The organism is Vibrio sp. 2-1-2a, assembly GCF_032648565.1.
GTDB classification, from domain to species: Bacteria; Pseudomonadota; Gammaproteobacteria; order Enterobacterales; family Vibrionaceae; genus Vibrio; species Vibrio diabolicus.
Genome location: NZ_WBOH01000005.1, coordinates 410,851 through 437,619 on the forward strand (window position 1 = coordinate 410,851; position 26,769 = coordinate 437,619).

The 26,769-nt window shown below is 47.1% G+C and carries 26 protein-coding genes, 1 rRNA gene, 2 pseudogenes and 1 riboswitch; of the genes and pseudogenes, 13 read left to right on the plus strand and 16 right to left on the minus strand.

Annotation, left to right across the window (positions count from 1 at the left end):
• The first annotated feature begins 169 nt into the window (after nt 1-169).
• Entirely contained in the window at nt 170-532 is a 363-nt protein-coding gene (locus tag F7Y48_RS16235) for a hypothetical protein (protein ID WP_005482939.1), read from the plus strand.
• Nucleotides 533-616: 84 nt separating this feature from the next.
• Here F7Y48_RS16235 and F7Y48_RS16240 read toward each other — a convergent pair whose 3' ends face one another.
• Nucleotides 617-790 carry a hypothetical protein gene (locus F7Y48_RS16240; RefSeq protein ID WP_005460772.1) on the minus strand — a complete coding sequence of 58 codons (174 nt, stop codon included), beginning with the start codon at nt 788-790 and terminating at the stop codon, nt 617-619.
• Between the two features lie 240 nt (nt 791-1,030).
• On the opposite strand from F7Y48_RS16240, the pseudogene F7Y48_RS16245 reads away from it, so the two are divergent.
• The 3 genes and pseudogenes from F7Y48_RS16245 to F7Y48_RS16255 all read left to right on the plus strand — a co-directional run bounded on the left by F7Y48_RS16245 (nt 1,031) and on the right by F7Y48_RS16255 (nt 4,772).
• Nucleotides 1,031-2,108: pseudogene (locus F7Y48_RS16245) on the plus strand (sugar diacid recognition domain-containing protein).
• Between the two features lie 158 nt (nt 2,109-2,266).
• A complete protein-coding gene (locus F7Y48_RS16250) occupies nt 2,267-3,619 on the plus strand; it encodes a GntP family permease (RefSeq protein ID WP_316685044.1) in 1,353 nt (450 codons plus the stop codon).
• Between the two features lie 16 nt (nt 3,620-3,635).
• Nucleotides 3,636-4,772, plus strand: coding sequence for a glycerate kinase (locus tag F7Y48_RS16255; protein WP_316685045.1), 1,137 nt, complete (start codon nt 3,636-3,638; stop codon nt 4,770-4,772).
• Nucleotides 4,773-4,868: 96 nt separating this feature from the next.
• On the opposite strand, the gene F7Y48_RS16260 is transcribed toward F7Y48_RS16255, so the two are convergent.
• A complete protein-coding gene (locus tag F7Y48_RS16260) occupies nt 4,869-6,305 on the minus strand; it encodes a PLP-dependent aminotransferase family protein (RefSeq protein ID WP_167427172.1) in 1,437 nt (478 codons plus the stop codon).
• Between the two features lie 92 nt (nt 6,306-6,397).
• On the opposite strand from F7Y48_RS16260, the gene F7Y48_RS16265 reads away from it, so the two are divergent.
• The 3 genes from F7Y48_RS16265 to F7Y48_RS16275 all read left to right on the plus strand — a co-directional run bounded on the left by F7Y48_RS16265 (nt 6,398) and on the right by F7Y48_RS16275 (nt 8,415).
• The gene (locus tag F7Y48_RS16265; protein ID WP_316685046.1) at nt 6,398-7,297 is read left to right on the plus strand and encodes a DMT family transporter; all 900 of its coding nucleotides are present in this window, start codon (nt 6,398-6,400) and stop codon (nt 7,295-7,297) included.
• A 67-nt stretch (nt 7,298-7,364) separates the two neighbouring features.
• The gene (locus F7Y48_RS16270) at nt 7,365-7,649 is read left to right on the plus strand and encodes a hypothetical protein (protein WP_301612140.1); all 285 of its coding nucleotides are present in this window, start codon (nt 7,365-7,367) and stop codon (nt 7,647-7,649) included.
• Nucleotides 7,650-7,887: 238 nt separating this feature from the next.
• Nucleotides 7,888-8,415: a hypothetical protein gene (locus tag F7Y48_RS16275; RefSeq protein ID WP_104972188.1), complete on the plus strand. Its 528-nt coding sequence runs from the start codon at nt 7,888-7,890 to the stop codon at nt 8,413-8,415.
• Here F7Y48_RS16275 and F7Y48_RS16280 read toward each other — a convergent pair.
• The 5 genes from F7Y48_RS16280 to F7Y48_RS16300 all read right to left on the minus strand — a co-directional run bounded on the left by F7Y48_RS16280 (nt 8,399) and on the right by F7Y48_RS16300 (nt 11,259).
• Entirely contained in the window at nt 8,399-8,911 is a 513-nt protein-coding gene (locus F7Y48_RS16280; protein ID WP_006740990.1) for a GNAT family N-acetyltransferase, read from the minus strand. The two genes, F7Y48_RS16275 and F7Y48_RS16280, sit on opposite strands and share 17 nt — an antisense overlap.
• Nucleotides 8,912-8,944: 33 nt before the next feature.
• The gene (locus F7Y48_RS16285; protein WP_085344581.1) at nt 8,945-9,412 is read right to left on the minus strand and encodes an HAD family hydrolase; all 468 of its coding nucleotides are present in this window, start codon (nt 9,410-9,412) and stop codon (nt 8,945-8,947) included.
• A 118-nt stretch (nt 9,413-9,530) separates the two neighbouring features.
• The gene (locus F7Y48_RS16290; protein ID WP_258459342.1) at nt 9,531-10,001 is read right to left on the minus strand and encodes a GNAT family N-acetyltransferase; all 471 of its coding nucleotides are present in this window, start codon (nt 9,999-10,001) and stop codon (nt 9,531-9,533) included.
• A gap of 1 nt (nt 10,002) precedes the next feature.
• On the minus strand, nt 10,003-10,734 hold the full coding sequence (locus tag F7Y48_RS16295) for a glucose 1-dehydrogenase (RefSeq protein ID WP_258507696.1): 732 nt from the start codon (nt 10,732-10,734) through the stop codon (nt 10,003-10,005).
• Nucleotides 10,735-10,743: 9 nt separating this feature from the next.
• A complete protein-coding gene (locus tag F7Y48_RS16300) occupies nt 10,744-11,259 on the minus strand; it encodes a GNAT family N-acetyltransferase (RefSeq protein ID WP_005391871.1) in 516 nt (171 codons plus the stop codon).
• A gap of 270 nt (nt 11,260-11,529) precedes the next feature.
• Here F7Y48_RS16300 and F7Y48_RS16305 point away from each other — a divergent pair, with 270 nt between their 5' ends.
• Together F7Y48_RS16305 and F7Y48_RS16310 are read left to right on the plus strand one after the other, a co-directional pair.
• Nucleotides 11,530-12,624 carry a NapC/NirT family cytochrome c gene (locus F7Y48_RS16305; RefSeq protein ID WP_258507694.1) on the plus strand — a complete coding sequence of 365 codons (1,095 nt, stop codon included), beginning with the start codon at nt 11,530-11,532 and terminating at the stop codon, nt 12,622-12,624.
• A 22-nt stretch (nt 12,625-12,646) separates the two neighbouring features.
• Complete coding sequence (locus F7Y48_RS16310) at nt 12,647-15,094, plus strand: trimethylamine-N-oxide reductase 2 (protein ID WP_104972195.1); 2,448 nt, start codon at nt 12,647-12,649, stop codon at nt 15,092-15,094.
• Nucleotides 15,095-15,164: 70 nt separating this feature from the next.
• Here the strand turns inward: F7Y48_RS16310 and F7Y48_RS16315 are convergent, their stop codons facing one another.
• From F7Y48_RS16315 to thiD, 8 genes and pseudogenes are all read right to left on the minus strand, one after another.
• Nucleotides 15,165-15,890: a phosphatase PAP2 family protein gene (locus F7Y48_RS16315; protein WP_258507693.1), complete on the minus strand. Its 726-nt coding sequence runs from the start codon at nt 15,888-15,890 to the stop codon at nt 15,165-15,167.
• Nucleotides 15,891-16,072: 182 nt separating this feature from the next.
• Nucleotides 16,073-16,687 (minus strand): thiamine phosphate synthase, encoded by a 615-nt coding sequence (thiE, locus tag F7Y48_RS16320; RefSeq protein WP_258507691.1) that lies wholly within the window; start codon nt 16,685-16,687, stop codon nt 16,073-16,075.
• A gap of 63 nt (nt 16,688-16,750) precedes the next feature.
• Nucleotides 16,751-17,542, minus strand: coding sequence for a hydroxyethylthiazole kinase (thiM, locus tag F7Y48_RS16325; protein WP_025499979.1), 792 nt, complete (start codon nt 17,540-17,542; stop codon nt 16,751-16,753).
• A gap of 18 nt (nt 17,543-17,560) precedes the next feature.
• Complete coding sequence (gene tenA / locus F7Y48_RS16330) at nt 17,561-18,223, minus strand: thiaminase II (RefSeq protein WP_258507687.1); 663 nt, start codon at nt 18,221-18,223, stop codon at nt 17,561-17,563.
• Nucleotides 18,224-18,241: 18 nt separating this feature from the next.
• The gene (locus F7Y48_RS16335) at nt 18,242-19,192 is read right to left on the minus strand and encodes an ABC transporter substrate-binding protein (protein WP_258507686.1); all 951 of its coding nucleotides are present in this window, start codon (nt 19,190-19,192) and stop codon (nt 18,242-18,244) included.
• A gap of 37 nt (nt 19,193-19,229) precedes the next feature.
• Nucleotides 19,230-19,964, minus strand: a pseudogene (locus tag F7Y48_RS16340) (ABC transporter permease); the annotation flags it as partial.
• Nucleotides 19,965-20,022: 58 nt separating this feature from the next.
• On the minus strand, nt 20,023-20,781 hold the full coding sequence (locus tag F7Y48_RS16345; RefSeq protein WP_258507684.1) for an ABC transporter ATP-binding protein: 759 nt from the start codon (nt 20,779-20,781) through the stop codon (nt 20,023-20,025).
• Nucleotides 20,771-21,628: a bifunctional hydroxymethylpyrimidine kinase/phosphomethylpyrimidine kinase gene (gene thiD / locus F7Y48_RS16350; protein ID WP_258507683.1), complete on the minus strand. Its 858-nt coding sequence runs from the start codon at nt 21,626-21,628 to the stop codon at nt 20,771-20,773. The genes F7Y48_RS16345 and thiD overlap by 11 nt, the downstream gene beginning before the upstream one ends.
• 98 nt (nt 21,629-21,726) lie before the next feature.
• A riboswitch (TPP riboswitch) is annotated at nt 21,727-21,834 on the minus strand.
• A gap of 312 nt (nt 21,835-22,146) precedes the next feature.
• Here thiD and F7Y48_RS16355 point away from each other — a divergent pair.
• Together F7Y48_RS16355 and F7Y48_RS16360 are read left to right on the plus strand one after the other, a co-directional pair.
• The gene (locus tag F7Y48_RS16355; protein ID WP_316685047.1) at nt 22,147-23,532 is read left to right on the plus strand and encodes a TldD/PmbA family protein; all 1,386 of its coding nucleotides are present in this window, start codon (nt 22,147-22,149) and stop codon (nt 23,530-23,532) included.
• The gene (locus F7Y48_RS16360) at nt 23,532-24,875 is read left to right on the plus strand and encodes a TldD/PmbA family protein (RefSeq protein ID WP_316685048.1); all 1,344 of its coding nucleotides are present in this window, start codon (nt 23,532-23,534) and stop codon (nt 24,873-24,875) included. Before F7Y48_RS16355 ends, F7Y48_RS16360 begins: the two co-directional genes overlap by 1 nt.
• 80 nt (nt 24,876-24,955) lie before the next feature.
• On the opposite strand, the gene trmY is transcribed toward F7Y48_RS16360, so the two are convergent.
• Nucleotides 24,956-25,555, minus strand: a complete 600-nt coding sequence (gene trmY / locus F7Y48_RS16365; protein ID WP_005459965.1) for a tRNA (pseudouridine(54)-N(1))-methyltransferase TrmY — start codon at nt 25,553-25,555, stop codon at nt 24,956-24,958.
• 160 nt (nt 25,556-25,715) lie between these two features.
• Between trmY and F7Y48_RS16370 the strand changes: the two genes are divergently transcribed.
• Both F7Y48_RS16370 and F7Y48_RS16375 read left to right on the plus strand, forming a co-directional pair.
• Entirely contained in the window at nt 25,716-26,240 is a 525-nt protein-coding gene (locus tag F7Y48_RS16370; protein WP_145534167.1) for a DUF3087 domain-containing protein, read from the plus strand.
• Between the two features lie 467 nt (nt 26,241-26,707).
• Nucleotides 26,708-26,769: ribosomal RNA gene (locus tag F7Y48_RS16375) — 16S ribosomal RNA — on the plus strand; the annotation flags it as partial.

The following is a 26,769-nucleotide window of genomic DNA, read 5'->3' on the forward strand; positions in this document are numbered from 1 at the left end:
AGGAGCGACAATCTCATTTGTCGATTTTGCATCGCGTAAACGTGATTTTACTATTTGTTTACATTTTAAATGGTTAGTGGGTTATTTGTTGTGGAGCACCTTACGTTTGGGCGCTGATGGTATACAATTTATAAAATTTCTTGTTGCAGTCGTACAAAGCGGAAACGAAATGATAAATAAAGCAAAAATAACGTTGCTGACGCTAGGAGTGGTTTTAGCAGGATGTTCGTCAGTGACGGCTCCTAAAAAGGATGCCATTGAGAGTATTCAGCAAAAATGTGCGGTCATTCTGAGTAGTGATGTCTCTGATGATCACCGTTGGCAGGTGTATAACGAGCTGATGCAAGAATATGCGGTACATGCCATTAAAACTCAGGCTCAACTTGACCGCTTTGAAGCGTTTGTTCAGCGAGTGCAAAGTGATGATTCAGGTCAGCTGATTACTGAGCTGATTGAAGTCACTGACTGGGGATGCTCAAACGGCAATTATCTTGAAGAGATGGATATGTTCATTCAAGAGGTTCAAAAGTAAAAAACCGAGCGTTAAGTCGCTCGGTTTTTTTGTTTTTGTAGCACTCTTTTTTGTAGACTCTAGTGCGCTGGCTCGTCGGGACGTTTATTCTTCTGGGTACTCGCCCATACCCTCAGTTTTGCCTTCTGCTTTCCAGTGCTCATTGGCATCATAAGCTTCATCGCATAAGTCCACGGTGTAGCCCATTTCAGTAATTTCCTTCAAAGTGAGGTTGTCAGCAATTTTGGCAATTTCGCCCGCTTTATTACGCAATTCCATCGTGTTTCCTCCGTTATCGCTCACTTGCAGCAACGTGACTACAACGCCTAGTAACAAGGCATCGAAGTCTCTTTGCTTTAAGTATATATCCCTCTGTTCAAAATGATGGATTAAACCATTTTTTATGTGTGGTTAAGGCGTAATGATTTGAGCTACGCCTGCAATTTGCATCGACAGCATCGCGATAGCACGCTATTTGTGATTTATTGAGTGATTCATTTATAAGTTTGGAAAATCGAAATGGTGATTCTCGACCACTCCTTAGCACAGCAAATTGTTGATCGAACCATGTCCATCATTGGTCACAATGTGAATGTGATGAACTCAGCAGGCATCATCATTGGCAGTGGCGATCCAAAACGCGTTGGGCAAGTGCATGATGGCGCGGTATTGGCGTTGAATCACGGCGATTCGCTAGAGCTGAATGAGCAGCAATGTTTGACGTTGCAGGGTGTCAAACCCGGAATCAATATGCTGTTGAAATTGCATGGAGACGTGGTCGGTATTGTTGGAGTCACAGGCGAGCCGGAGAAAATCCGAGATTTTGCCAAACTGGTTAAAATGACTGCTGAACTGACAATCGAGCAAGCCGCGCTAGTGGAAAAATTTCAGTGGGACAGACGTCATCGCGAAGAATTTATTCTGGCTTGGATCAATGGCAAATTGACCGATGAAGAGCTGAAAGATTGGGCGATGCGTCTTTCTATCGATGTGACTCAACCACGGGTGGCAACGGTGATTGAAGTCTCGACGCCGTCCGCTTCAAAAAGCATGAAGAGCGTGCGCAATATTGTTGAGTTGCTTGAATACCCAGAGCGTAACAACCTAGTTGCGATTGTCTCAGTGAATGAAATTGTGGTGCTGAAACCGTGTCATTCCGCCAAGCAGTGGGATAGCCAAATTGAAAGTGAGCGCATTGATAAGTTGATGTCGCGTTTAAGCGATCACGATTCGCATACGTTTCACATTGCGCTAGGGCAGCTGTTTAATGAGCCTAAAGATGTCGCGTTGTCATACCAAAGCGCGAAGCAGGTATTAGCTATTGGCGCCGTTGGCGGATATTTGGCAAGGTGAACAAATTATTGATGGCGTGAAACGGTTGAAAGAGAAAGACAAATCCGGGCAATTACTGAAAACCCTAGATGCATTGTTTGAATGCAATGGCAATGTGACGGAATGCTCTAAAATGCTGTTTATTCACCGGAACACTCTGCGTTATCGGTTAGAAAAAATCACCGAGATAACAGGGTTGCCAACCACTAATTTTGTGGGGTTAGCGGAGCTTTATATTGCGACTCGGCTCTCAAAAATGGCGTAATATTGTGCATTTGCACAATAAGAGTCATTTTTTGACCACATCATTTGTCACTCCGCCTAAAGGAATTCGAAAGCAAACGATTAATAATTCATGCGTCCCTACATGTTGAGTGAGCCAACACGGACTCGCTCAGCAAAATAAGAATAAATGGAGTTATCATGAACCTTATATTAATCCTGCTCGGGGTGATCGCATTTATTGTGCTCACGACCACCAAATTCAAATTACATCCCTTTTTAGCGCTGATCATCGCGGCGTTCCTTGCTGCATTTGCTTACGGCTTACCGGCAGATAGCATTGCCAAAACCATTGCTTCTGGCTTTGGCGGCATCCTTGGTTACATTGGCTTGGTTATCGTTTTAGGTACCATCATCGGTGTTATTTTGGAGAAAAGTGGTGCGGCGATCACCATGGCCGATACGGTTATTAAAGTGTTGGGTGAGCGTTTCCCAACATTGACTATGAGCATCATCGGTTACATCGTTTCTGTTCCGGTATTTTGTGATTCAGGCTTTGTCATTCTGAACTCGCTCAAAGAATCACTCGCGAAGCGTTTAAAAACCTCAAGCGTTGCGATGAGTGTAGCGTTGGCTACTGGCCTATACGCGACGCACACGTTTGTGCCGCCAACTCCTGGACCGATTGCCGCTGCGGGTAACTTAGGCCTGGAATCTAACCTTGGTTTAGTGATTGGTGTGGGTGTGTTTGTTGCAGCGGTTGCGGCGTTAGCGGGTATGCTGTGGGCGAACCGATTCCAACATGTTGAACCAGATGGCATTGAAGCCGTAGAAGAAATTCAGCAAGACTGGCAAGCACTCAAAGCGTCTTACGGCAAATTGCCAACGGCGAGCCAAGCATTCGCTCCTATTTTTGTTCCTATCTTATTGATCTGTTTTGGCTCTATCGCGAAATTCCCAAGCTTACCGTTGGGCGAAGGTTTTGTGTTTGATGTTCTGACTTTCTTAGGACAGCCACTAACGGCGTTGGTGATTGGTCTGTTCCTTTCTGTTCGCCTACTAAAATCAGACAACAAGATTGAAGAATTTGGCGAGCGAATCAGCCAAGGTATTACTGCTGCTGCGCCTATTCTTTTGATTACCGGTGCGGGTGGTGCATTTGGCGCGGTATTAAAAGCAACGCCGCTAGGTGAATACTTGGGTACGACGTTATCGGTGCTGGGCGTGGGTATTTTCATGCCATTTATCGTTGCGGCTGCGCTAAAATCGGCGCAAGGTTCGTCAACGGTTGCGCTGGTGACCACATCAGCTTTGGTTGCGCCTATGCTTACGCAATTGGGGCTCGATTCAGAAATGGGCCGCGTATTAACGGTGATGGCGATCGGTGCAGGTGCGATGACGGTTTCTCATGCAAACGACAGTTTCTTCTGGGTAGTTTCGCAGTTTAGTCGCATGTCGGTGGGCTTAGCGTACCGCGCGCAAACCATGGCTACGCTCGTTCAAGGTGTCACGGCAATGGCATTGGTGTACATTTTGAGCCTCGTTCTCTTATAAGTCTCTGGAAATACGTATGAAAGTGGTAATTGCACCTGATTCATTTAAAGAAAGCTTAACCGCCAAACAAGTGAGCGAGGCGATCAAAACGGGTATTGCTCGCGTATGGCATGATGCCGAGTTTGTTACGGTTCCGGTCGCAGACGGTGGCGAAGGCACGGTTCAATCTTTGATAGATGCAACTCAAGGCGAACAAGTCTTCACAACAGTGACTGCGCCATTAGGGAATGATGTTGAAGCGTTTTATGGCATCCTCGGCGACGGCGAAACCGCGGTTATTGAAATGGCGGAGGCCAGTGGGCTACACCTTGTACCGAGTGACGCTCGCGACCCAAAACTGACCAGTAGCATTGGTACTGGACAGCTGATCAAACACGCGCTAGACCGCGGCATTCAACGCTTAATCATTGGTTTGGGTGGCAGCGCTACCAATGATGGTGGCGTGGGCATGTTGACCGCGTTGGGGGTAACGTTTCTTGATAAATCTGGTCATGCAATTACCCCAAATGGAGGCGGGTTAGCGGCGCTTGCCTCCATCGATATTGCTGGTCTTGACCCACGTTTAGCAACTTGTGAAGTGTTGGTAGCATGCGATGTTGATAACCCACTCTGTGGCGACAAAGGCGCATCGGCTATCTTTGGCCCGCAAAAGGGAGCGACGGTGTTAGACGTCACACTGCTCGATAACGCATTGCGCAAGTTTGGCGAGTTGACGGAACAAGCGACGGGTAAGCATGTACTGACTCGTGAAGGGGCGGGCGCTGCTGGTGGGATGGGAGCGGCCTTGCTCGGATACACGCCAGCACGTTTGCAACCGGGAATTGAGATTGTGCTTGAAACGGTCAAGCTTGCTCAGCATGTTGCGGATGCGGATATTGTATTCACAGGCGAGGGTCGAATCGATCATCAAACCGCACATGGCAAAACGCCGATGGGAGTTGCTCAGGTGGCCAAGCAGTTTGATTTACCAGTCGTTGCATTGGCTGGTTGTGTGGGCGACAACTATCAGGCGGTCTATGAATGCGGTATTGATGCGGTGTTTGCTTGTGTACCAAGGGCAATGAGCTTATCTGAGGCCATGAAAGAGGCCGACGTCAACGTTGCCAATTTAGCCGAAAACGTCGCGAGAATGTGGCAAATTAAGTCGCACTGAGGGCGATAACGATACGAGAAAACTCCACCTTTGCGTGGAGTTTTTTGTTGTTACCAGTCTACGTATGCGGGCATAAGTTCATTTAGCAAGAGCGAGTTAACGAACATGCTTTGCTATCAACTTTGCCAGTGTTTGCATCGCGTGAATCCAATCGGTTTCACTACCAAAGTTTGCTACGCTGAGGCGCACGCAATGTCGATATTGTCCTTGAGTGCCAAATACGGTACCGGGAAGTAGGCTGATTCTGTGTTGATTACACGCTTGATACAACGCATAGCTGTCCGTTTCTTTGGGCAGGCGCAACCAAAGCAAGAACGAACCTTGCACGGCGTTGATCTGGTATCGATTTTTTAGAGATTCGTATTCATCTAAGTATTGATGAAGCATCTGGATGAATCGGCGCATGTTGTTTTGATAAACCCGACCCATTCGCGCAGTATGCGTTCGATACTTGCCTGACGTTAGAAACGTTGCCACGGCAGATTGCATCAGATTCAAACTGCCCATGTTCTCACACAGTAGATATTGCTCAATTTGATCTCGATATCGCCCCGCCAACATCCAACCAATTCTCAAACGCGAATCGAGCGTTTTGGATAACGAATTCACGTAAATTACGCGTTGCTTGTCATCGAGCAACCTCAAGCTTGGCAAAGGCTTGTTATAACTTAACCCGCCAAACACATCGTCTTCGATAATAGGAATATTGCCAGACGACAATAGCAATTGCTGGCGCTTTTCTAGCGGCATCATGGCACCAGTTGGGTTGGTGAAGTTTGGCGTTACGATGATCGCTTTTATGTCCCATGTCGCCATTGCTTTTGCTAAGGCTTCGGGGCACATACCGTCTCGTGGGCAACTCGGAATTTCCACCACTTTGAGGCCGAGTGATTCGAGCATCAATAAATTACCAAAATAGCAAGGGGACTCCACCGCGACGATATCGCCTTTTTGTGTCGTTGCGCGCAGCGCTAGGCTAATTGCTTGCTGCGCGCCGTGCGTCACCATGATCTCATCCAACTTGGTTGGCGTGCCCAAATCTTGTGTGATTTTCGCCAGTTGTTTGATTAAGAGGTGATCACCGGGTGGCAATTGGTAATGGCTCGGTACATGCGTTTGCTGGCGGCTGTGGCGGCCAATCTCGGCGTACAAGCTTTTGATCGCGGGGGAGTCAATGTTTGGGTGGGCAGAGCCTGCGGGCAAACGCTCTTGGTATTCAGGGTACGTGAGGATTTCTTTGCAGATCGAGAGCAAATCCACGCGAGTCGGATCCGGAATTGAGCGAGAGGTCGGCAAGGCGATTTTTACTCGATAACCCGACTTGGGAACCGAGTACACCAAGTTTTGCGCTTCCAGCTCTTGATACGCACGAATCACGGTGTTTTTACTGACGCTTAATTCTTGGCTCAATGAGCGAATGGAGGGCAGTCGATCATCCACTTGGTAAACGCCACCATTGATGGCTTGTTTAAGGTGCTTTTCCACCACGAGGTACTTATTCCCTTCACCGCTTTCCAATAAATCTGTGCCCATAAAAACACTTCCATCTGTCACTTTTTGAAAACACTGTACCTAATTACATTAACAGTATCTCAAAACATAAAACAAGCGTGAGTGAGGCGATCATGTTAATCCGAGCCATCCCTTTTGTATTTGTCATCCTTTGGGCTTCTGGGTTTGTTGGTGCGCGTTTTGGTTTGCAGTATGCCGAGCCAGCGACACTACTTTCTATCCGTATGGCATTCAATGTCTTACTGTTTTTGGTTCTTGTGGCGATGTTGCGTAGAAGGTTGCCAACAGGAAGCGATTTCTGGCACAGCTGTGTGGTGGGTGTGTTGATCCATGGCTTCTATTTAGGCGGCACTTATTTCGCTATTGATTTGGGTATGCCTGCCGGGCTGAGTTCGTTGTTGGTGGGCATTCAGCCGATTTTAACCGCGGCTTTGCTGGTGGTGTTTGTTCGTGAGGAATTTAAACCCTCGCAATGGCTGGGTTTGGCTCTAGGCTTTGTCGGCATCGCTATGGTGCTGATGGGAAACATGGAGTGGCAGTCTGAGCAACATAAGTTCTTAGCCATTGGAGTCTGTTTACTGTCTTTGGTTGGTATAACGTTAGGGACGCTGTATCAGAAGAAATATTGCCAACAGGTGGATATGGTTGGTGGTGCGACGGTGCAATATTTGGCCGCACTCATCATGTTTCTGCCTGTTGCGATGCAGTTTGAAACCATGCAAGTGCAGTGGGAACTGGAGTTTATTTTGACTGTGTTGTGGTTGGTCGTCGTGCTCTCTTGTGTAGCTATTCTACTGCTGCTGTACATGGTGAGAAATGGCGCGTCTTCGAGTGTGGCGTCTGTGTTTTACCTAGTGCCGCCAACAACAGCGATTCAAGCTTGGCTCGCGTTTGGTGAGTCGTTTGATTGGATGGGCATTTCTGGCTTTGTATTAGCGGCCACGGCGGTCTATCTAGTGGTTAAAAAGCCAGAGCTGACGATAAAAAAATCGGTTCAAACAGAATATACCTAAATTGGGTAGGGACATTCACGTGCCAGTGAGTACAATTCTGCTTCATCTTAATCCGTGGAGCAGAGTGATGACGTTAAAGCCAGATCGAATGACCGCGATGCGTAATATCATCGAGCAAGTAAAAGCTGAGCTACCGATTTACGAACCGGAAACTTTTGTGTGTGGGCCGGAAGGGCAGTGCATCGGTTGTCCAAAGAAATTATTAGAAATGGTCGATTCAGAGGTTACTTATTGGGAGTCGGCAATGGGGCGGGGTGTGATTCCGCAGTTTGATGAGATCCGTCGTTTCGGGAAGATGTGCACTAACGTACGTCGCGGACTTGTGCGTAATAACGTTCCACTACTCGGGTAATCTACTTCAGTAAATAAGTGATTGATAAATAAAGTCCTAAAATTGACACATAAATGTGTGCGTTTGCATAGTAACTTGGCGAGCGGTCTCAACTTTGGCCCATGACTCTTGTTTGTCATCTACTAGAGCTTTAAACCTTTTAAATCAGCGATATATTGGCAAGGTCTCACATGGATGTGAGGCAAACGACCATTCATTCTGCTGAGATAAAAAAGTGAGATTAAAGGGATTTACGCTGATGGAAATCACCATAGTGCTCGCCACTTTGGCTTTCATCGCTTTGGCTGCGTTGCCAACACTACTCCACATTCATCGCCAAGCCTATGCGTCGATGTTACACAGTTCCAATTCGTCATTGGGTACCGCGCTTAAATTTTTTAACGCCCGAGTGGCGATAGACAATGCCGCCGAGCAAAACCAAGTCCACTATATTGATAGGAACGTAAAAACCTTAAGCGGTATGCCAGAAGCGAGCGCCAATAGCATTGGCGCGTTATTAGAAATCGATTTGCCGCTGAGTGGCGTGTCCCAAATTGATGTTCCCTGCAAAGGCAGTGACTTTTGTATTATTGGTCAGCAACACCCAAACAGTACCCACTTTGTGTCTATTCCCGATTATCAATTTGTCGACCAGTCAGGTCTGGATCGGGTGGTGTACATTTGGCCGCAAGGGTATACCTTGGCAGAAGAGGCATGCTATTTCTATTATGTAAATCAAGCATCCACAGAGTCTATCGTCCGAGGGCACGTTACTGAGGGTTGTTAGGCGCGCTTAACATCATCTTCTGACTCATCAACACTTCGCCATTGGGGAGAGAGACTTCTCCTAGTTCACCATGGTGCTCAAATCCAAATCGTTCGTACAACGCTATCGCGGCAAGGTTTTCCTTATAAACATTAAGTACAATGGTGTCGTAACCATATTCCCAGGCACTTTTAAGTGCGACAGACAATAGCTGCTTACCTAGCCCTTTTCCTCTGAACGCTCTATCGATATGAATACCTAAAATGCCTGTGCTAGTGAGTTGACCGCCTTCATAACCGCACAGTTCGGCAGGAAAAACCTCTACACTACCAATCAGAGCGTGATTGTCCAAAGCAACAAATTGAGGAATCGATTCAAGTTCTACGCGACGTAAAATATTGGTCAGGGTGTCTTTATCTGGAGCCGGACTGCGCAGGTATTTACCTTCGGCATAGACTCGGTTCCACAGTTCGGTAAAGCGCTCGATATCGCTTACCTGGATGGGTCTGATTTGCATTCATCTTCCTTGATTAGTGCAGGTTAGTGATGGTTAAGGTACGAGTTCAGATAAACAGCGAATTTGATTCGGAATGGGATCGGCTGGCGCATTGGCTCCTGTTGGATTAAACCAAATCGTATTTACGCCAGCTTGCATTGCAGGGTAAATGTCTTTATGAGGCAAGTCGCCAACCATAGTTAACTCACTCACGTTAACCCCTAGTTGTTTTGCGATAGCAAGATAAAACTCAGGTTGTTTTTTAGCGATGCCGAGATTGGCAAAACAAAAGTAGCCATTTAAGTGCTGGTCTAAGTCGACGCGGACGAATGCACGCTGAACCTCTTCCATGTTGGAATCAGACGCACTGGTCGCGATGTAAATAGCATGATTTTGGGAAAGTGTTGCCAGTGTTTCTTTGGCCAGAGGAATCGTTTCTACGTGTTCCCAATCGCACATTTTTCCTTGTGCGTGAGGGAAATCCACCATTAAGGTGTTCCCCCAATCGAAAAGATAAATCATGTTCGAATCTCCTTTATCCGCACATCATATCGTCTTTTCTAAAATCAGGGGATAAATTGCATCGATAAATGCGACTTAGGTGGCTTTAGTCGTGAAAAGCGCTTAATTGTCGTTATCGTTACAAATGTTTCAGCATAATGCGTGAGTTAGTTTTAAAACCTTGCTTGTCGTAAAACCGCTGTGCTGGTTGATTGAATTCCATCACTTCTAATCGAACTTGTGTAGCATTGGCATCGCGCGCCCATTGCTCACAGCCCTCAAGCAGTTGGCGACCGATGCCTTGTTGCTTTTGCTCCTCATCGACAACAATCGTTCCTACTCGACAAATAGGATCTTTTATCAGAAAGCTGACGGTTTCATTCTGAGTTATCATCGCGGTTAAAAAGCCGACTACCTCCTTTTCATGTTCTGCGACTAAAAACAAGCGTTCATCATTCTCGAGAGCCTGAATGAGGAACGCTCGGTCATCTTCCGAAGGTGCTACAAAAGCTTCAGGCGCGTTGGCAAAATGCAGTGCGTTGATTTGTAGGTTTAATTCAAAAATTGCATCCAAATCGTCAGGAGTTGCTTGTCGAATGTTGACTTCCATTTTACTTACCGCCTGAAAGATCGATAAAAGAGCCTGTAACATAAGAAGCTTCACCACTGAGTAGCCAAGCGATCGCATTCGCCACTTCTTCTACCGTACCGCCCCGTTTCAGTGGAATTTGAGGGCTGAGCCTATCCACTCGGTTTGGTTCTCCACCATCTGCGTGCATATCGGTATAAATGAAACCAGGTCGAACGCCATTGACGCGAATATTTCGGTCTGCCAATTCAAGCGATAGCCCTTTGGTTAAGGTATCCATTGCGCCTTTTGATGTGGCGTAATCGACATATTCAAATGGCGCGCCTGAGCGTGATGCCCCAGAAGAAACATTCACAATTGCGCCACCAGTACTGAATCGCTTCGCCGCTTCTCTACAACAAAGAAAGCAGCTATTCACATTAGTGTTCATTACTTTCTGAAAGCGTTCCAAGCTGATTTCCGCCAACGGTGACTGAGTAAATAGAATGCCAACGTTGTTGACCAAATGGGTGACTGAGCCTAGTGCGTTTTCTGTTGCATCGAAAAGATTGAGCACTTGTTGCTCGTCCGATACATCTGCTTGAACGGCGATCGCTTTTCCGCCATTTGCTTGTATGTCTCTGACCACTTGGTGAGCTGCTTCACTTTGCGCACGGTAATTAACACACACGGCATAGCCTTGCTCGGCCAGTTTTTTCGCTGTTGCGGCTCCAATGCCTCGGCTTGCGCCAGTAACGATGACTACTTTATTCAAAATACATCCTTATTTTTGTAGCGAGTAGATTTTGTCGGCGTAACGCTTGTCGCCAATTTGGTATGCGTCAGGAATGACTTCAGATAGCTCGAATCCGCACTTCATGAGAACACGCTCTGAAGCAATATTCCCTTCAGTGACCGTAGCGGAAAAGCGGTCGATGTCATGTGTTGCTCTCGCCCAATTTAGAAGCGCTTGAAGGGTTTCTGTTCCAAACTGTCGGCCATGAAATTCAGGCAAAAGTAAGTAACCCACCTCTGCGTTACCTTCTTCAATGGCAAGGCCAGTGACGCCAATCGGTTGTTCAGATTGCTTATCGAGTATGACGAGGCAAAGCCAGTGCGGACTGTCTGGTGTCCATGGTAATAATCGCGAAGCAAATTTTTCTTTTATTTGTTTTTCGCTCGGGCGATCAAAACAGAGCTCAATGATCTCTGGTTCGGAATGTAATCGCTGAAATAGTTCCCAATCGCTGGCTTCGATAGGTCTTAATCGGCTTCGGTGAGTCTCAATATAAACTGACATGCGTGTCCTTACAGCATTTATGTAGAGAGCCAGTTTCTCATCCTCTTATCTCTTTAATCAAACGGTTGCACTTACAAAAGTGATTTGTGTGGTGAATGCCTGGTTGGGTAATGAATTCTTACTGAATATTCATTTATGGGATGAAAATAACGAAATTTCATACTTGAGACACTTAGAGCAACACGGAAATGATGTGGATCAAGAGAGAACTACCCATAAAGTAGTATTTTGCGATCTATAATTACATTTTATTTGGAAGTGTTGCTAATTATGTCAATAAAAAAACGATATGTTGCACTGCTGGTTGCTGCCGGCATTGGTGTGGGCTGGTTAACATTAGGTGGTACTGCAGCGGTAATGCATTACACCTCTGATACTGAGTTCTGTCTCTCGTGCCACTCTATGGAAATCCCTTACAAAGAGTACCAAGGCTCAGTGCACTTCAGTAATGCGAAAGGCATTCGTGCCGAGTGTTCTGATTGCCACATCCCACAAGAACCGATGGACTACCTGATCACGAAGATTCGTGCATCGAAAGACATCTACCATGAGTTCGTGACTGGCAAGATCGACACGCCAGAAAAATACGAAGCGCACCGCAAAGAGCTTGCGGAGATGGTGTGGGAGCAGTTCCGTGAAAACGACTCTGCAACGTGCCGTTCTTGCCACGACTTTGACGCGATGGAAGAATTTGAGCAATCTCGCGATGCAGCGAAAATGCACGAGTACGCAAAAGCGAACGATCAAACGTGTATCGATTGTCACAAAGGCGTTGCTCACTTTGCACCAGAAGCTGAGCTAGACAGCAAGGCATTTGAAACGTTGATGAGCTTCACCACAAAAACATCACCTGGTGCCGAAGTCGTTTACCCTGTGACTGAAATCGCAATGGGTGAGATGGGTAAAATTAACCCAACGACGAAGTTAGAAGTAATCAGCTCTGAAGGTGATGAGCGTACTGTTAAGTTGGACGCATTCCAAATGAAAGGCGCAGAGCAAGTGCTGTACATGGGTGAAGGTCAACGTGCCATCGTAGCAACGCTAACCGAGCAAGGTCAGCAATCTCTTGAGGGCGGTGAGTTTAAGGCCGACGTTTACGGCAACGAATGGCGCGCAGTGTCACTAACAGGCACGATCGATTCTCCTGTTGTGGATACACTTGACCCAGTTTGGTCATACGCAGAAGAGCTAGACAACGTTTATTGTGCAACTTGTCACGCGAAAATTCCTTCAAATCACTTCACAGTGAACGCTTGGGGACCAGTGGCGAAGAGTATGGGTGATCGAACAGACATCACTGCCGAAAACCTAGAAATTCTTACTAAGTTCTTCCAGCACCACGCGAAAGATGTGGTTGGTCACTAACGATAAATAGAAGGATAAGATTATGACTAATTTAACCCGTCGTGGATTTCTAAAAGGCACAGGTATGGCGGCTGGCGCCATGGCATTTACTTCTTTTGCACCTATGTCTGTTGCGTCTTCAAACCAGCGTGGCAAGGGCATTTTGACAGCGGGCCGCATGGGCCCAATGTTATGTGAAGTGAAAGATGGTAAGTTGGTTTCGACTACTAATGCTCTGCCACAAACTGTACCAAATAGTCTACAAACTACTGGGCCTGACCAAGTGCATACCAAGGCGCGAGTGAAGTACCCAATGGTACGTAAAGGCTACTTGGCAAACCCATCGTCGCCAGAAGGTGTGCGCGGTAGTGATGAGTTTGTGCGTGTGTCTTGGGATGAGGCTTACAAGCTGATCCACGAGCAGCACATGCGAATTCGCAAAGAATATGGCCCAGCTTCTGTGTTTGCTGGCTCTTACGGCTGGCGTTCAAGTGGCGTGCTGCACAAAGCACAAACCTTGCTGCAACGTTACATGAGCATGGCGGGCGGCTATTCAGGCCACTTGGGTGACTACTCAACGGGTGCTGCGCAGATCATCATGCCGCACGTTGTGGGCTCTATCGAAGTGTACGAGCAACAAACTACATACCCAGTGGTACTAGAGCACAGCGATGTGGTTGTGCTTTGGGGCTTAAACCCAATCAACACTCTAAAAATCGCGTGGAGCTCAACAGACTGTGCTGGTCTTGAATTCTTCCATCAATTGAAAAAATCAGGCAAGACGGTTATTGCGATTGACCCTATTCGTTCTGAAACCATCGAGTTCTTTGGTGAGAATGCGGAGTGGATTGCTCCTCACCCAATGACCGACGTAGCAATGATGATGGGTATCGCACACACCTTGGTGAAACAAGGTAAGCACGATAAAGCCTTCCTCGATAAATACACCGCAGGCTACGATAAGTTTGAAGCGTACCTGATGGGCGAAGAAGACGGCGTAGAAAAATCAGCAGAATGGGCATCACAAATCTGTGGCGTACCTGCGAAGCAACTTGAGCTACTGGCGGACATCTTCAGTAAAAACCGCACCATGTTGATGGCTGGTTGGGGTATGCAGCGCCAACAATACGGTGAGCAGCGTCACTGGATGCTGGTTACACTGGCAACGATGTTGGGTCAAATCGGTTTACCGGGCGGTGGTTTTGGTTTCTCTTACCACTACTCAAACGGTGGTAACCCTGCTCGTGACGCTGGCGTGCTTCCTGCGATTTCAGCATCACTGGGTGGCGGCTCTTCTGCGGGTAACGACTGGGCGGTATCTGGCGCGGTGCAAAGCTTCCCTGTGGCGCGTATTGTCGAGGCGTTGGAAAACCCAGGTCAATCCTACCATCACAACGGTCATGAACTGACGTTCCCAGATATCAAGATGATTTGGTGGGCAGGTGGTGCGAACTTTACTCACCACCAAGACACCAACCGCTTGATTAAAGCATGGCAAAAGCCTGAACTGATCGTGATTTCAGAACCTTACTGGACAGCGGCTGCGAAGCACGCGGACATCGTCCTACCAATCACCACATCGTTCGAGCGCAACGACTTAACGATGACGGGTGACTACAGTAACCAACACTTGGTGCCAATGAAGCAAGTGGTTGAGCCACAAGGTGAAGCGCGTAATGACTTCGATGTATTCGCGGACATGGCGGAGATGCTAGCACCGGGTGGACGTGATGTGTACACCGAAGGCAAAACCGAAATGGAATGGCTGTACGGCTTCTACAAGGTGGCGCAACAAGGTGGCCGTGGCTCTCGCGTAGCAATGCCGAACTTCAGCAAGTTCTGGGAGGATAACCAACTGATCGAGATGAAGTGGAACGAGAAGAACGCACAGTTTGTTCGTTACGCGGATTTCCGTGAAGACCCGATCATGAACCCGCTAGGTACGCCAAGTGGTAAGATTGAAATCTTCTCGAAAACCATTGAAGGTTACCAGTTGGAAGATTGTCCTCCACACCCTACGTGGATGGCACCAACCGAGTACACCGGCAATGCAAAAGATGGCGAGTTGCAGCTAATGACCGCGCACGCAGCGCATCGTCTACACAGCCAGTTTAACTACGCGAAGATTCGCGAAGAGTACGCAATTGCAAACCGTGAACCTATTTGGATTCACCCTGAAGATGCGAAAGCGCGTGGTATTAAAACGGGCGATCTAGTTCGTGCGTTTAACAACCGTGGCCAAGTATTGGTTGGCGCGGAAGTGACTGACCGAATCAAGCAAGGTTCAGTATGTATTCATGAAGGCGGTTGGCCGGATTTGGATCCGAAAACCGGCATTTGTAAGAACGGCGGTTGTAACGTGTTAACGTTGGATATTCCGACCTCTCGACTTGCAAACGGCTGTGCGGCGAACTCGGCACTGGTTCGTATTGAAAAATACACTGGCCCAGAATTAGAACTAACGGCGTTTGAACCACCAAAAAATGGCTAGAAAAAAGTAGCGCTTGAAAGCAAGAAGCCAGCGAATCGCTGGCTTCTTTTTTATCTAGTCATCGTTCGCATTAGCGCGAAGCGAGAGAAACAAACGGCATCTGTTTCTTAATCTGAAATGTCGGGAGTAAAGTAAATACAATCGCTACAAACAAGACCGAACCTATTAAATCTTCAGGGCGATGCATGCCCAGCCATAAGCGGCTATATGCGACGCTCATTCCCCACATCCACAATGACAGTGCAGAGATATAGCACTTGTTCTGTAAGACCAACCCACCAAAGAAAGCCAGACAAATCGAAACGAAAATCGTATGGCCGGATGGGAAAGAATAGTCTTTCTCGCCTTGCCAATGCCGCGTCCGCCAATCACTGACGTGTTCAGAAATCTGGTTAATTACGTTGGCTTGTTGCTTTGTATCCAACTGATAAAACGCTTCTGGTGTTTCAATTAATTGTTCTGCTGCGAGCAATTCCGTGTACGGGCGCGGGCTTTCTGTCATCAGTTTTAGTCCCGTTTTGCTGGCAAAGCCAATCACAAGTAACAGCCCTAACATTGAGAGTTTTTGCATCCACTCAATGCGACTTGGTTTAAAGCGACATAAAGAAAGCAGTAGCAGTGTTAACGTAATTAAAAAGCCTTTGCTACCAGCAGAATCTGTGAGCAAAGTAAAAGTAATACCCAGACTTTCTGGCACCTGTGAGGTGAGATCGTGATAAGAGCCAAACAGCGACATTGGGATGATGCCAAGAACAAACAAGGCGAGCATCATCAATCCATATTTTTTGGTTTTCATTGAGAGCGTTTTGTTTTTATTGAGGGTTATTCAACCACGTGAAAATAAGGGACTTATCTTACGTTATCTGGCGTGAAAAACTTATCAACGCTTTGTCAATTTGACGAGAGAATGAAGGTTGAGTGATGAATTGATGATATTTATCCGGAAGGTAAAGGCGCTCATCCTTAAGCGCTGGGGTCTTAATCCATCAGAGAAAGTAAGTATTCTGCTGCTTTGGTTGGGTTTTCTGCATGACAAATGGCAGAAACCAAAGCCAAACCATGCACACCTGTCGCACTCAGGGCAGGAATGTTGGTTTCGTTGATGCCACCAATAGCGACGATTGGTAAGGACGTGCTGTTCAGCGCCATCTTCAAACCTTCAATACCCCAGTGTTTTTTGGTGTTGTTTTTGGTTGGCGTCACGAAGATCGCGCTTAAACCGATGTAATCAATCGGAAGAGAGTCCGCTTCTGCAAGCTGCTCTTCATTTTCGATGGATAAACCGAGAATTTTGTTTGGTCCAATCAACTCGCGAGCGATAGTTGCGGGAATATCTGATTGCCCCAAGTGGACACCATCAGCATCAACAGCAAGGGCAACATCAACACGATCATTGATGATTAAAGGGACGCCAGTGCCTTCAAGGATCGTCTTGACGGCTTGAGCACGTTCGATAAACGCACGTACATCACCGTGCTTTTCGCGCACCTGTACCATGGTGACCCCACCTTCTACCGCCTTTATTACAACGTGTTTGAGAGTGGGTAAATCTTGTTGGTCGTCGGTGACCAAATACAAACGATAGGCGTTCATTGTGTTTCCTTTCGCCTCCCACTTTAGTTGGAGTGAGAGGCGTTTAAAGCATTGAGAAGCGATTTATCTCACTTGTAATTTAAGACGTGTTGCCAGTGTTTCTTCATCCAGTTGGTAAAGCTCATCCAAAAGATGCATTTGCAAGCTACCTGGCCCTCGCGCTTGCTCAGCCGCAATTTCACCCACAACGCCAAGCACCGCTGCCGCAGCAAGGCCTGTTTCCTCGCCGATTGCTGCGAAAGCGCCAGTCAGTGCCGTCAGTGTGCAGCCCATTCCGGTTACGTATGGCATCATCTCGTGACCATTATTCAGCTGTACGGTTTGCTCTTTTGTCACGATGTAGTCAGTTTCGCCGGAGATCACCACGCTCGCTCCGTATTCTTCAACTAAGAAGTGAGCCGCCCCAAGGGCCGCATCACTACTGTCGAGTGCATCTACACCTTTGCTTTGCGCTTGCTCACCAGCGAGAGCAATGATTTCGGAAGCATTACCACGAATGATTAACTTGTTTGCAAGGCGGGCGATTTCGCGCGAGGTTTCGGTGCGCAGTGAACTTGCGCCGCAACCGACAGGGTCGAGCACAACGATTTTACCGTTCGAGTTGGCTTGCTCTACGGCGTAGCTCATGCGCGGTGTCCAAACGCTGTCTAGGGTGCCGATGTTGATCACCAAAGCGCCAGCAAACGACATCATTTCTGCCATTTCTTGCTTTGAATGCGCCATGATAGGCGAAGCACCGATAGCCAATAAAGCGTTCGCCGTGTTGTTCATCACCACGTAGTTGGTAATGTTCACGACTAAAGGCTTTTGCTGACGCACTGCGGTTAATGCTTGAGTGATTTGTTCTATTAACATGAGATTCTCCAATTAACCTTATTGCGCGTTTAGACCTTGTTGCCAGAAAGCGACTTCCATACGCGTTGCGGTTTTGAATACCTGAATCAGGTTCTGGCCGCGCTGGCTGTTGATATCGATTTCAGCCAATAGCTCATTAAAGTGCGCTGCGCCCTCCGCAACACCTGACTGGAACTCTTCACCGCCATAGAGGGTGATCCAACTTGCGTACGGGTTACCTTCGATGAAGGTATTTTCATCGTCCATCAGCATTTTGCCAATCACAGCGTAGCCGATAGAGCAAGGTGCTAACGCGGCATACAGGTCAACCAAATCACCGGTCATACCTGCATCCAATACATAACGCGTGTAGGCAACGGTGCCGAAATCTTCCGGTTCGTTTTCCAGATCGGATTCAGTCAAGCCCCATTGACCACAGTAAGTAACATGGTGAGCGATTTCTGAATCCAACAACGCATGAACGCTCGGCAGTGCACGACGCATGTCATACAAAGTACGTGCTTTATAAATCGCTAATGCGTAAGCGCGCGCGTATTGCTTGAGAAATAAAAAGTCCTGTTTCAAATAATGCAGAAAACAAGGTTGAGCAAGCGTGCCTTGCGCTAATTGCTGAACGAATAGGTGCTCGGTGTATTCCTGCCAGTCTTGACGGCAAGCGTCGATCAAATCTTGGTATTTCATAATGGGATAACCTCAGAATTAGTCAAAGCTAGGCACGTAATCTTTCGCTTTTGGTAGCGTTTCGATAATTTTTTGTGAGTACATGAACTCGGCGTAATCGTCGTAGCGTTTTAGATCAACTGCGGATGGGCGAAGCGCGAAACGAGTCAAAGTGTCATTCCAGGCGCGTTGGTTCAGTTCATTGTTCAGCGTGTCTGGAGAGTAAGCAACAAACTCTTTCCAAGATTGTTTTGGATGGTTCACGATGTAAGTAGTGGCTTGCTCAAGCGCTTTGTTGAAGGCTTTGATGGCCTCTTTGTCGTATGTTTTTGCATTCGCGACAAACACAAGTTCGTCATATGCTGGCACGCCGTGTTCTTCCGGGAAGAAGGCTTTAGCTTGGTAACCCTCTAACGCAAGCTGGTTAGTTTCGAAGTTACGTAGTCCACCCCAAATCGCATCCACTTTACCTGATGCCAGAGAGGAAGATAGCGCCCAGCCAACGTTGATGATTTGTACGTCAGAAAACTTCACATTCTCTTGTGCCAACATTGTGCCGATGGTTGCTTCTTCATTACCCGCGATAGCAATACCGATCTTCTTGCCTTTTAGATCGGCAAGGCTGTCGTTTTTACCGTTGTCCAGCACCATCATGGTATTCAGTGGTGTTGCGATTAACGTTGCAGAGCGGATAAGCGGCAGGCCTGCGGCAACATCAATCGTCAGACTTGGTTGGTATGAAATCGCCATATCCACTTTGCCAGCGGCTACCAGTTTAGGTGGCGTGCTTGGATCGGCAGGCTCTTGAATGTTGATCTTCAAGCCTTGCTCTTTAAAGTAACCACGCTCTTTCGCAATAACGATAGGGCCGTGGTTCGGATTCACGAACCAATCCAACATCAAAGTCAGCTCTTTTTCGGCCGCCAGTGCGTTAGTTGAAACAATTGAAGCAAGCAGAGCTGCAGCGCTAATAAGTTTGTTTTTATTCACGGGTAATCTTCCTTTTGGTGATCTCTAGTTGTTTTATCTATTTGCTTTCCCAAGGGATGGCTTTTTTCAATAATTTGTCAGTGATGAAGTAGAGTGCGATGGACAGCACGGCGAGGATAAACAGTGCGGCAAACATCTCGTCGATGATCATGCGTGCGTTGGCTTGTAACATCAGATAACCCAAGCCTTCACTTGAACCGACCCACTCGCCCACGACCGCTCCAATTGGGGCGATAACGACTGCGACACGAATGCCTGAAGCCAATGTTGGCAGTGCCGCGGGCAACTGAATGTGACGCAGAAGTTGCCATTTCGAAGCGCTCATCGTTTTCGCCAAATCCAGGTATCCGGTTGGGGTATTGCGTAAACCGTCGTAACAACAAGTCGTAACAGGGAAAAAGATGATGATCGCTGCCATCACGACTTTTGATGCGATGCCGTAGCCAAGCCAAAGCATCAGAACAGGTGCAATGGCAAATACCGGAATCGCCTGGCTAGCAATCAGAATCGGTAGCAGCCAGCGTTTTAGTGGTTCGAACAGCAACATTTGCAGCGCAAACAGCAAACCCATCGACAAGCCGAGTCCAAGACCAAGCAGGATTTCCTGTGCGGTGACCCAGGTGTGTGCGAGCAACACGTCATAGCGGGAGATCAATCTATTCAGCACATCAACAGGCGCAGGCAAAATGAAGCTGGGCATATCGAACGCCACGACAATCAGTTGCCACAGACCTAAAATGACCGCAGTGCTGATCACCAAGCGCAGAGCTGGATGGGTTACTCGTTCTTTTTTGCTGATACGTTCTGAGACAGAGTTGTATTGAGTCATATCACTCATAATCTTTCTCCAGCTGATCCAAGATCGCTTGTTGCAAGGCGGCACATTCGCCATCAAGCACGCGAGGAGGCATCGTATCTGGCACCAGCAGATGTTTAGCTTGTGCAGGTGTGCCTTGCAGTACATACAACTGATTGGCAAGACGAACGGCTTCTTGCGGATCGTGAGTAATCAGCACGACCGTTTTTCCTTTGAGCAGCGTGGCCGATAAGGTTTGCAGCTTATGGCGCGTAACGGCATCGAGTGCAGAGAAAGGCTCGTCCATCAAGACCAGAGGTTTGTCCTGCATCAGTGTACGAGCAAGAGCAACACGCTGGCGCATACCTCCGGAAAGTTGCATTGGCTTAGCGTAGGCGTAGTCAGCTAATCCAACTTGTTCGAGCAATTGAATAGCGCGCTGTTTCTCACCTGCGTAATTTGAGTTAGCGTGAGAAAAGCGAGAACTCAAACAAACGTTGTCCAGCACGTTGAGCCACGGCAGTAACAAATCCTGTTGAGCCATGTAAGCGATACGCTCGTGCAAAGCTATTCCGTCAGTGGTCGTCAGTTCACCTTGCCATTTCACCTGTTCATCAAGTAAGCCGGCGAGATAGCGCAAAATGGTGGTTTTACCGCAGCCGCTTCGCCCCAGTAAAACCGTCCACTGACCTGCAGGAATGGTCATGTTCACTCCTGCCAGAGTGGGTGCCTGGCTGTCGTTGTATTGCAGACTAGCGTGACTAAACTGAATACCAATCGCGTTAGCGCACATACGTGTGGCCTGCGAAGAAGTGGTGGACCGGGCCGTGACCTTTACCGACTTCCAGCTCATCGGCATGGGCGATCGCTTGAGAGATGTACTGTTTACCTAAATGCACGGCTTTGTGCAGGTTATTGCCTTGTCCAAGGTAAGACGCAATAGCAGAAGAAAGCGTACATCCCGTACCGTGTGTATTCTTGGTTGGGAAGCGCGTCGCGCTAATGAGTTCTGAAGAGTCTTGCATGATCAGTAGGTCGCTACTGTTTTCACCTTTCTCCAAGTGACCGCCTTTCAACAAGACTGCTTTTGCGCCGAGTTCACGGAGATTTGCAATCATCTCATTCATTTCAGCTTCGGATTGCGGCGCTGCTTTTCCGGTTAACGCTGCGCCCTCAGGAAGATTAGGGGTGATGATGTCTGCGAGAGGGATGAGTTCTTGTTTTAAAGTGCTAATTGCGGAGTACTCCAGCAATAAATCACCGCTGGTGGCCACCATCACTGGGTCAATGACCAGGTGTTTCGGTTGGTACTGTTTAATTTTGTTAGCCACTACTTTGATGATGTTGGCATCGGCCAGCATGCCGACTTTAACGGCCACGATATTAAGGTCAGTAAACACCGCATCGAGTTGGCTTTCAACGTGCTCAAGTGGGATAGGAAAAATGGCGGAAACGCCTTGAGTATTTTGCGAGGTAATTGCAGTAATGACAGAGCATGCAAAACTGCCTGTTGCAGACATGGCTTTAATGTCTGCCTGAATACCGGCGCCGCCACCGCTATCTGAACCAGCGATCGTCAAAACGATTGGAGTTGTTGCAGATGGCGTCTTGTGGGAATTAGGCTGTGATTGCTGCGTCATGGTCGCTCCTATTACAAGACGTATAGGAACTGACTTTGACCACGGTAGGCAGATCGATTTTCGTATCCGCTGCAGCGTGCCTAGTAAGCTAGGCGAAAGGCAAAGTGCGCATAGTTCCCTACGTCAGTGCTAACTGAATCAGGTTCAACGGGTCTCGAATTTCGATCTCAGCCAACGCGTAATACGTGGCCCCCCGACTATTTCGCTCGGATGATAGCAGGACCCTTGTAGAAGGGATACGTTTTTTGAGAGTAATTATTATTGAGTATTCAATTATGCGAGGTGAGTGATAGAGTAAGCATCTAAATGGTTCGTCGTGTGGAATTTACTAGTGCAACGCTCTGGTGAAAGAGCTGAACCTGGAATATTTAATAAATAATCGTGGTCTCGCTAAGCAAGGATTAGCATAAAACAAGGTTAAAAAACTGTTAAAATTTAACGCGTTGCCAATTTAACTTTGTTGAACTTTTCGACAGTTAATTAGGAAGGCTAAGACGATCATCGAGCAAGGAGACTTCATGCTTAATTCTGCAACAGCGAAGTCAGTGATCGATCATGCTCTCTTTTTAGGGGCTGATTTCGCTGAACTATTCGTTGAACATCATCAAACTAACACCGTCCAGATCGCATCTGGTGAGGTGGACAAGGTCAATTCGGGGATTGATTTTGGTATCGGTATTCGCCTCTTCTTCGGTCACAAAGTGCTTTATGGATACACCAATAGCACGGACGAAGCCGAGCTAAAACGCGTAACCTCATTGCTTGCGGCAAAAGACAAGCGTGAACAAATCGCGTCAGCAGGTTCTTTAAATTTGAACCGCTACCCAATCCAACACGGTTGCCGCATGCCGTTAAGTCAGGATGCCAACTTAGATTCAAAAATCGCGTTTCTATTGAAAGTTGACCAAGCTGCGCGTGCAGAAAGTGAGTACATCAGCCAGTTCATTGGTAGTGTGCTTCAGCGCGAGCAGCAAGTGTCTATCTTCAACTCAGAAGGTTTGCATGTAGACGATACGCGTCACTACATTCGTGTGGCGGGTAACACCGTTGCTCAAAAAGGTAATGAGCAGTCTTCTGGTATGGAAGGTCCTGGCGCTCTTGCCGGTTGGGAGTTCAGTGAGCAGATAGATGCGAAAGAGCTGGGTCAAACTATCGCGCAGCAAGCGTTAGTGAAACTTGGCGCGGATGCTTGTCCATCGGGTGAAATGCCAGTGGTAATTGGTAACGGCTTTGGCGGCGTTATCTTCCATGAAGCGTGTGGTCACTTACTCGAAACCACTTCGGTTGCGAAGAAAGCGTCCGTATTCCACGAAAAAATGGGCGAAATGGTTGCTCACACTGCAGTGAATGCTGTCGATGATGGCACCATGACCAACGAATGGGGCTCGATTCATGTTGATGACGAAGGCATGAAGACTCAGCGAACTCAATTGATCAAAGACGGTAAGCTAACCAGCTTTATGGTCGATAAAATGGGTGGCATGAAGACTGGTTATGAGCCTACGGGTTCTGGTCGTCGTCAGAACTACAAGTTCGCACCAACCTCGCGGATGCGTAACACCTTTATCGAAGAAGGCGAGCATTCACTTGACGACATGCTGGCAGGTATCGAACGTGGTATCTATGCGAAGAAGATGGGCGGCGGCTCGGTTCAACCGGGAACGGGCGAGTTTAACTTTGCTGTTCGTGAAGCTTACCTCATTGAAAATGGCAAAATCACCAAACCTCTGAAAACAGCAACGCTTATCAGCACGGGTCCAAAAGTGTTGAAAGAAATCAGCATGGTCGGCAAAGACATGGCGCTTGCGCCGGGCATGTGTGGTTCAGTAAGTGGTTCAGTACCAACAACAGTCGGTCAGCCAACACTGAAAGTAGATAATATTCTGGTAGGAGGCGGTAACTAATGAGCCAAGAAAAACAACTTCTTAATGCGGTTGATTACGTCCTATCAGAAGCAAAGCGTCAAGGCGCAGAAGCGGACGTCATTGTAAACTGCAACAGCAGCTTTTCTCTGAAAGCAAACCAAGGCAAGCTGGATGAGTACAAAGTTAGCTCAAGCCAAGTGCTGGGTGTTCGAGTTATTAAAGATGCTCGTGTCGCGACAAGTTATTCTGAATCACTAGAGCAACCAAGTTTAGATTTGATGCTCACAAACGCGCTGCAAAGTGCTCGCTTTTCCAAGCAAGATGAACATCAGAGCATTAGTTGCGTGAACAGCCAAATCACCACTGATATTGCAGAAATTGCGCAAGACGATACCACATCGGTCGATGAGAAAATTGAACTGTCTCTTGCGCTTGAGCAAGGTGTTGTGGCTCTGCCTCACGCTTCAAGCTCACCATACAATGGTTACAGTGACGGTGAAACTCAGCTCATCATCGCGAATACTCAAGGTACGTTATGTCAACATTTCGAGCGATCGTTCACTTGTTACGCGTATACCCTGTTTGAAAAAGACGGCAAACAGTCGATGGCGGGAAGAATGTCGCTAGGTCGCCGTTTTGATGAGTTGGATCCAGCTTATTGTATAGAAGGCGGTTACAACCTTGCTCGTGATCTTCTTGAAGGTGTACCGGTTGCGACGGGTAACTACCCCGCTATTTTCCACATCAATGCGCTGGCAAGTTTATTCGGCGCTTTCGGCAGTGCTTTCTCTGGTGTAAGCGCGATGAAAGGCATTACGCCACTGGGTGATAAGCTTGGTCAACGTGTTGCGAGTGACTTGATTACCTTTACCGATGCGGCATACATGCCGAATGGTATGGCTATCGCAGGGTTTGATAGTGAAGGCTTCGCTACTCAAGATAATGTAATGATTGCTAATGGTGAGTTGAAAACCTTGCTACACAACAGCCAGACTGCAAGTTATTTGGGCGCAGTCTCGACAGCAAGTGCAGCTCGCGGTGCTAAATCGAGCTTAGACGTATCAGCCAATCACAAAGTGATTGCGACAGGAAACAGCAATGCGTCAGAAGTCAATGCAGGTGAATACCTAGAATTAGTGGAACTGCAAGGGGTTCACTCTGGTGCAGATGCTGTCAGTGGTGATTTCTCATTTGGTGCGAGTGGTTTCTTGTGCCGTGATGGTCAACGTGTTCAACCTGTGCGCGGAATTACAGTTGCAGGTAACTTCTATAAGATGCTGCAAGAAGTAGAAGCTGTGGGTGATACCCAGCTTATTAATGATAGCCGCACTTTCTTCGCGCCAGATGTGCGTTTTGCTCGCTTGAGTATTGGCGGCAAATAAGCGCGGCATAGAAAATCAGAAACAAAAAAGAGGACTCAATCGAGTCCTCTTTCATCATCTAGCAACGTGTACGCGAATAACTAGAATTCGCGGATATCCAGTTCGTTGTGGATCAATACCACACACTGAGAAGCGAAAAGCATCTTAGGACCCAAGCTGATCTTCTCTGTGCCAAGGCGCTTTAAGCTGTTAAAAGACTTCTTAGGCATCGGAATATGGTCAGTTAACAAGAAGCATGGGTTTTCACCAATTTCTGCATCACGAACAAATTCGCCTTTCTTGTCCAACATATAAAGTTGGTGATCTTCGGCTAGTTCTTGAACCAAGCGTTCGAAGCTTACTGTACGAACCGTAATACCCGGTTCAACTTCGCGAAGCTGCTCTTTACCCATACCAACAGATGCGTCCAACGCACGGGCAACGGCAGCGATCAACGTTGACTCGTGAAAACCGCCAATATTGGTAATGTCGTTTGAACGAATGGTAATCGTGCGCGAGTAATCCTTCGTGCTCTCTAATACTAAGTGGACAACCACATCTTCACGGTGAGATTGTGCAACGAACATGGTGTTCATCATGGTATGAGCAAGGATCTCGGTATGCGCCTCGTTACCAACACCTTCTAATAGTGCTTTGCTGGTGGTTGGCGCCGCGCGAGCTCGTAAAACAAAAGAGCGCATGAATTTAGCCTCTATATAGGAAGAGTGAATGCGCGGAAGTATATACCCAAGCAGGGAAGGGATGCGAGTTTAATAGTAAATGTGAACTTACTTACAAAGCTTCGATTGTCGTGCGGAGTGTGCTGGTTAGAATAGGAGGCAACCCTGTTAGGAGCGGTATATGGAAATCAAAAAGATAAATAAAGACATTTATAAAAAGAAAGTAAACCTGGTGATTGGCGGTTTTGTTGCGTTGCTCGCTATCTCATCTCTTGCCTTTAGTACCTTGCTTATTGTTTTGTTTGGCAACACTGAAGTCGTACCTGAACAATCAACGGGAAACTTTCATTGGAATTTGATTGGTGTCGTTCTCGCAGTCGCAACTTCCCTCTCTTTATTGAATCAAATTAAAACTCGACCATACATGGAAGAGGTGCTGTACGTTTGGAAGCTCAAGCAACTGCACAACAAAATATTTCGTAAACTAAAAAGCATTAAAGCAGCCGCGAGCAATGACGATGTAAAAGCGCTCACTACGCTTAAGTTCTATTACAAAACTCAACAACAAGTGTTTGAGTTAGACAACAACACATTGACGATGAATAGTGTAAATAAAGAATTAGAGGCAATTGAGCAAATCGAAGCGGCGCAATCACTGGATCTTGATATCACCAGCTTTAAAGAGAGCTGGGTAGACACATACTGATTGCCTATTTGCTACTTGAAGTTAACAACTGAGTGCTAAAATTAAGCGTTTGAGTGAGATTTAATCACTCGATGCTTTTTTTTAAGTTTTTTTCTAAAAAGGGGTTGCCAAGAAAAATCATCTCCCTATAATGCGCCTCCGTTGTCAGGGCAAAGCGGAAACGCAAAAGCAATTGGCAATAAGGCGAAAGAAAGCTTCTAAAAATTAATTTAAAAAAGTGTTTGACACTGAAAGTTAATTCCTTAGAATACGCCTCCGCTTCGATAGCAAAGCTTATGAAGCAAGCTCTTTAACAATATAGACCTATCAATCTGTGTGGGCACTCGTTGATGATAATCCAATTAGATACTTCGGTATCAAATTAGGTTTCAATGATACGAAGTGACCATTGAGTCGAAAGACTCAGCACAGTCAATTCAAACATTACTTATGTAATGTTCAGTATTCATTGAGCCGAACAAAATCTTAAATTGAAGAGTTTGATCATGGCTCAGATTGAACGCTGGCGGCAGGCCTAACACATGCAAGT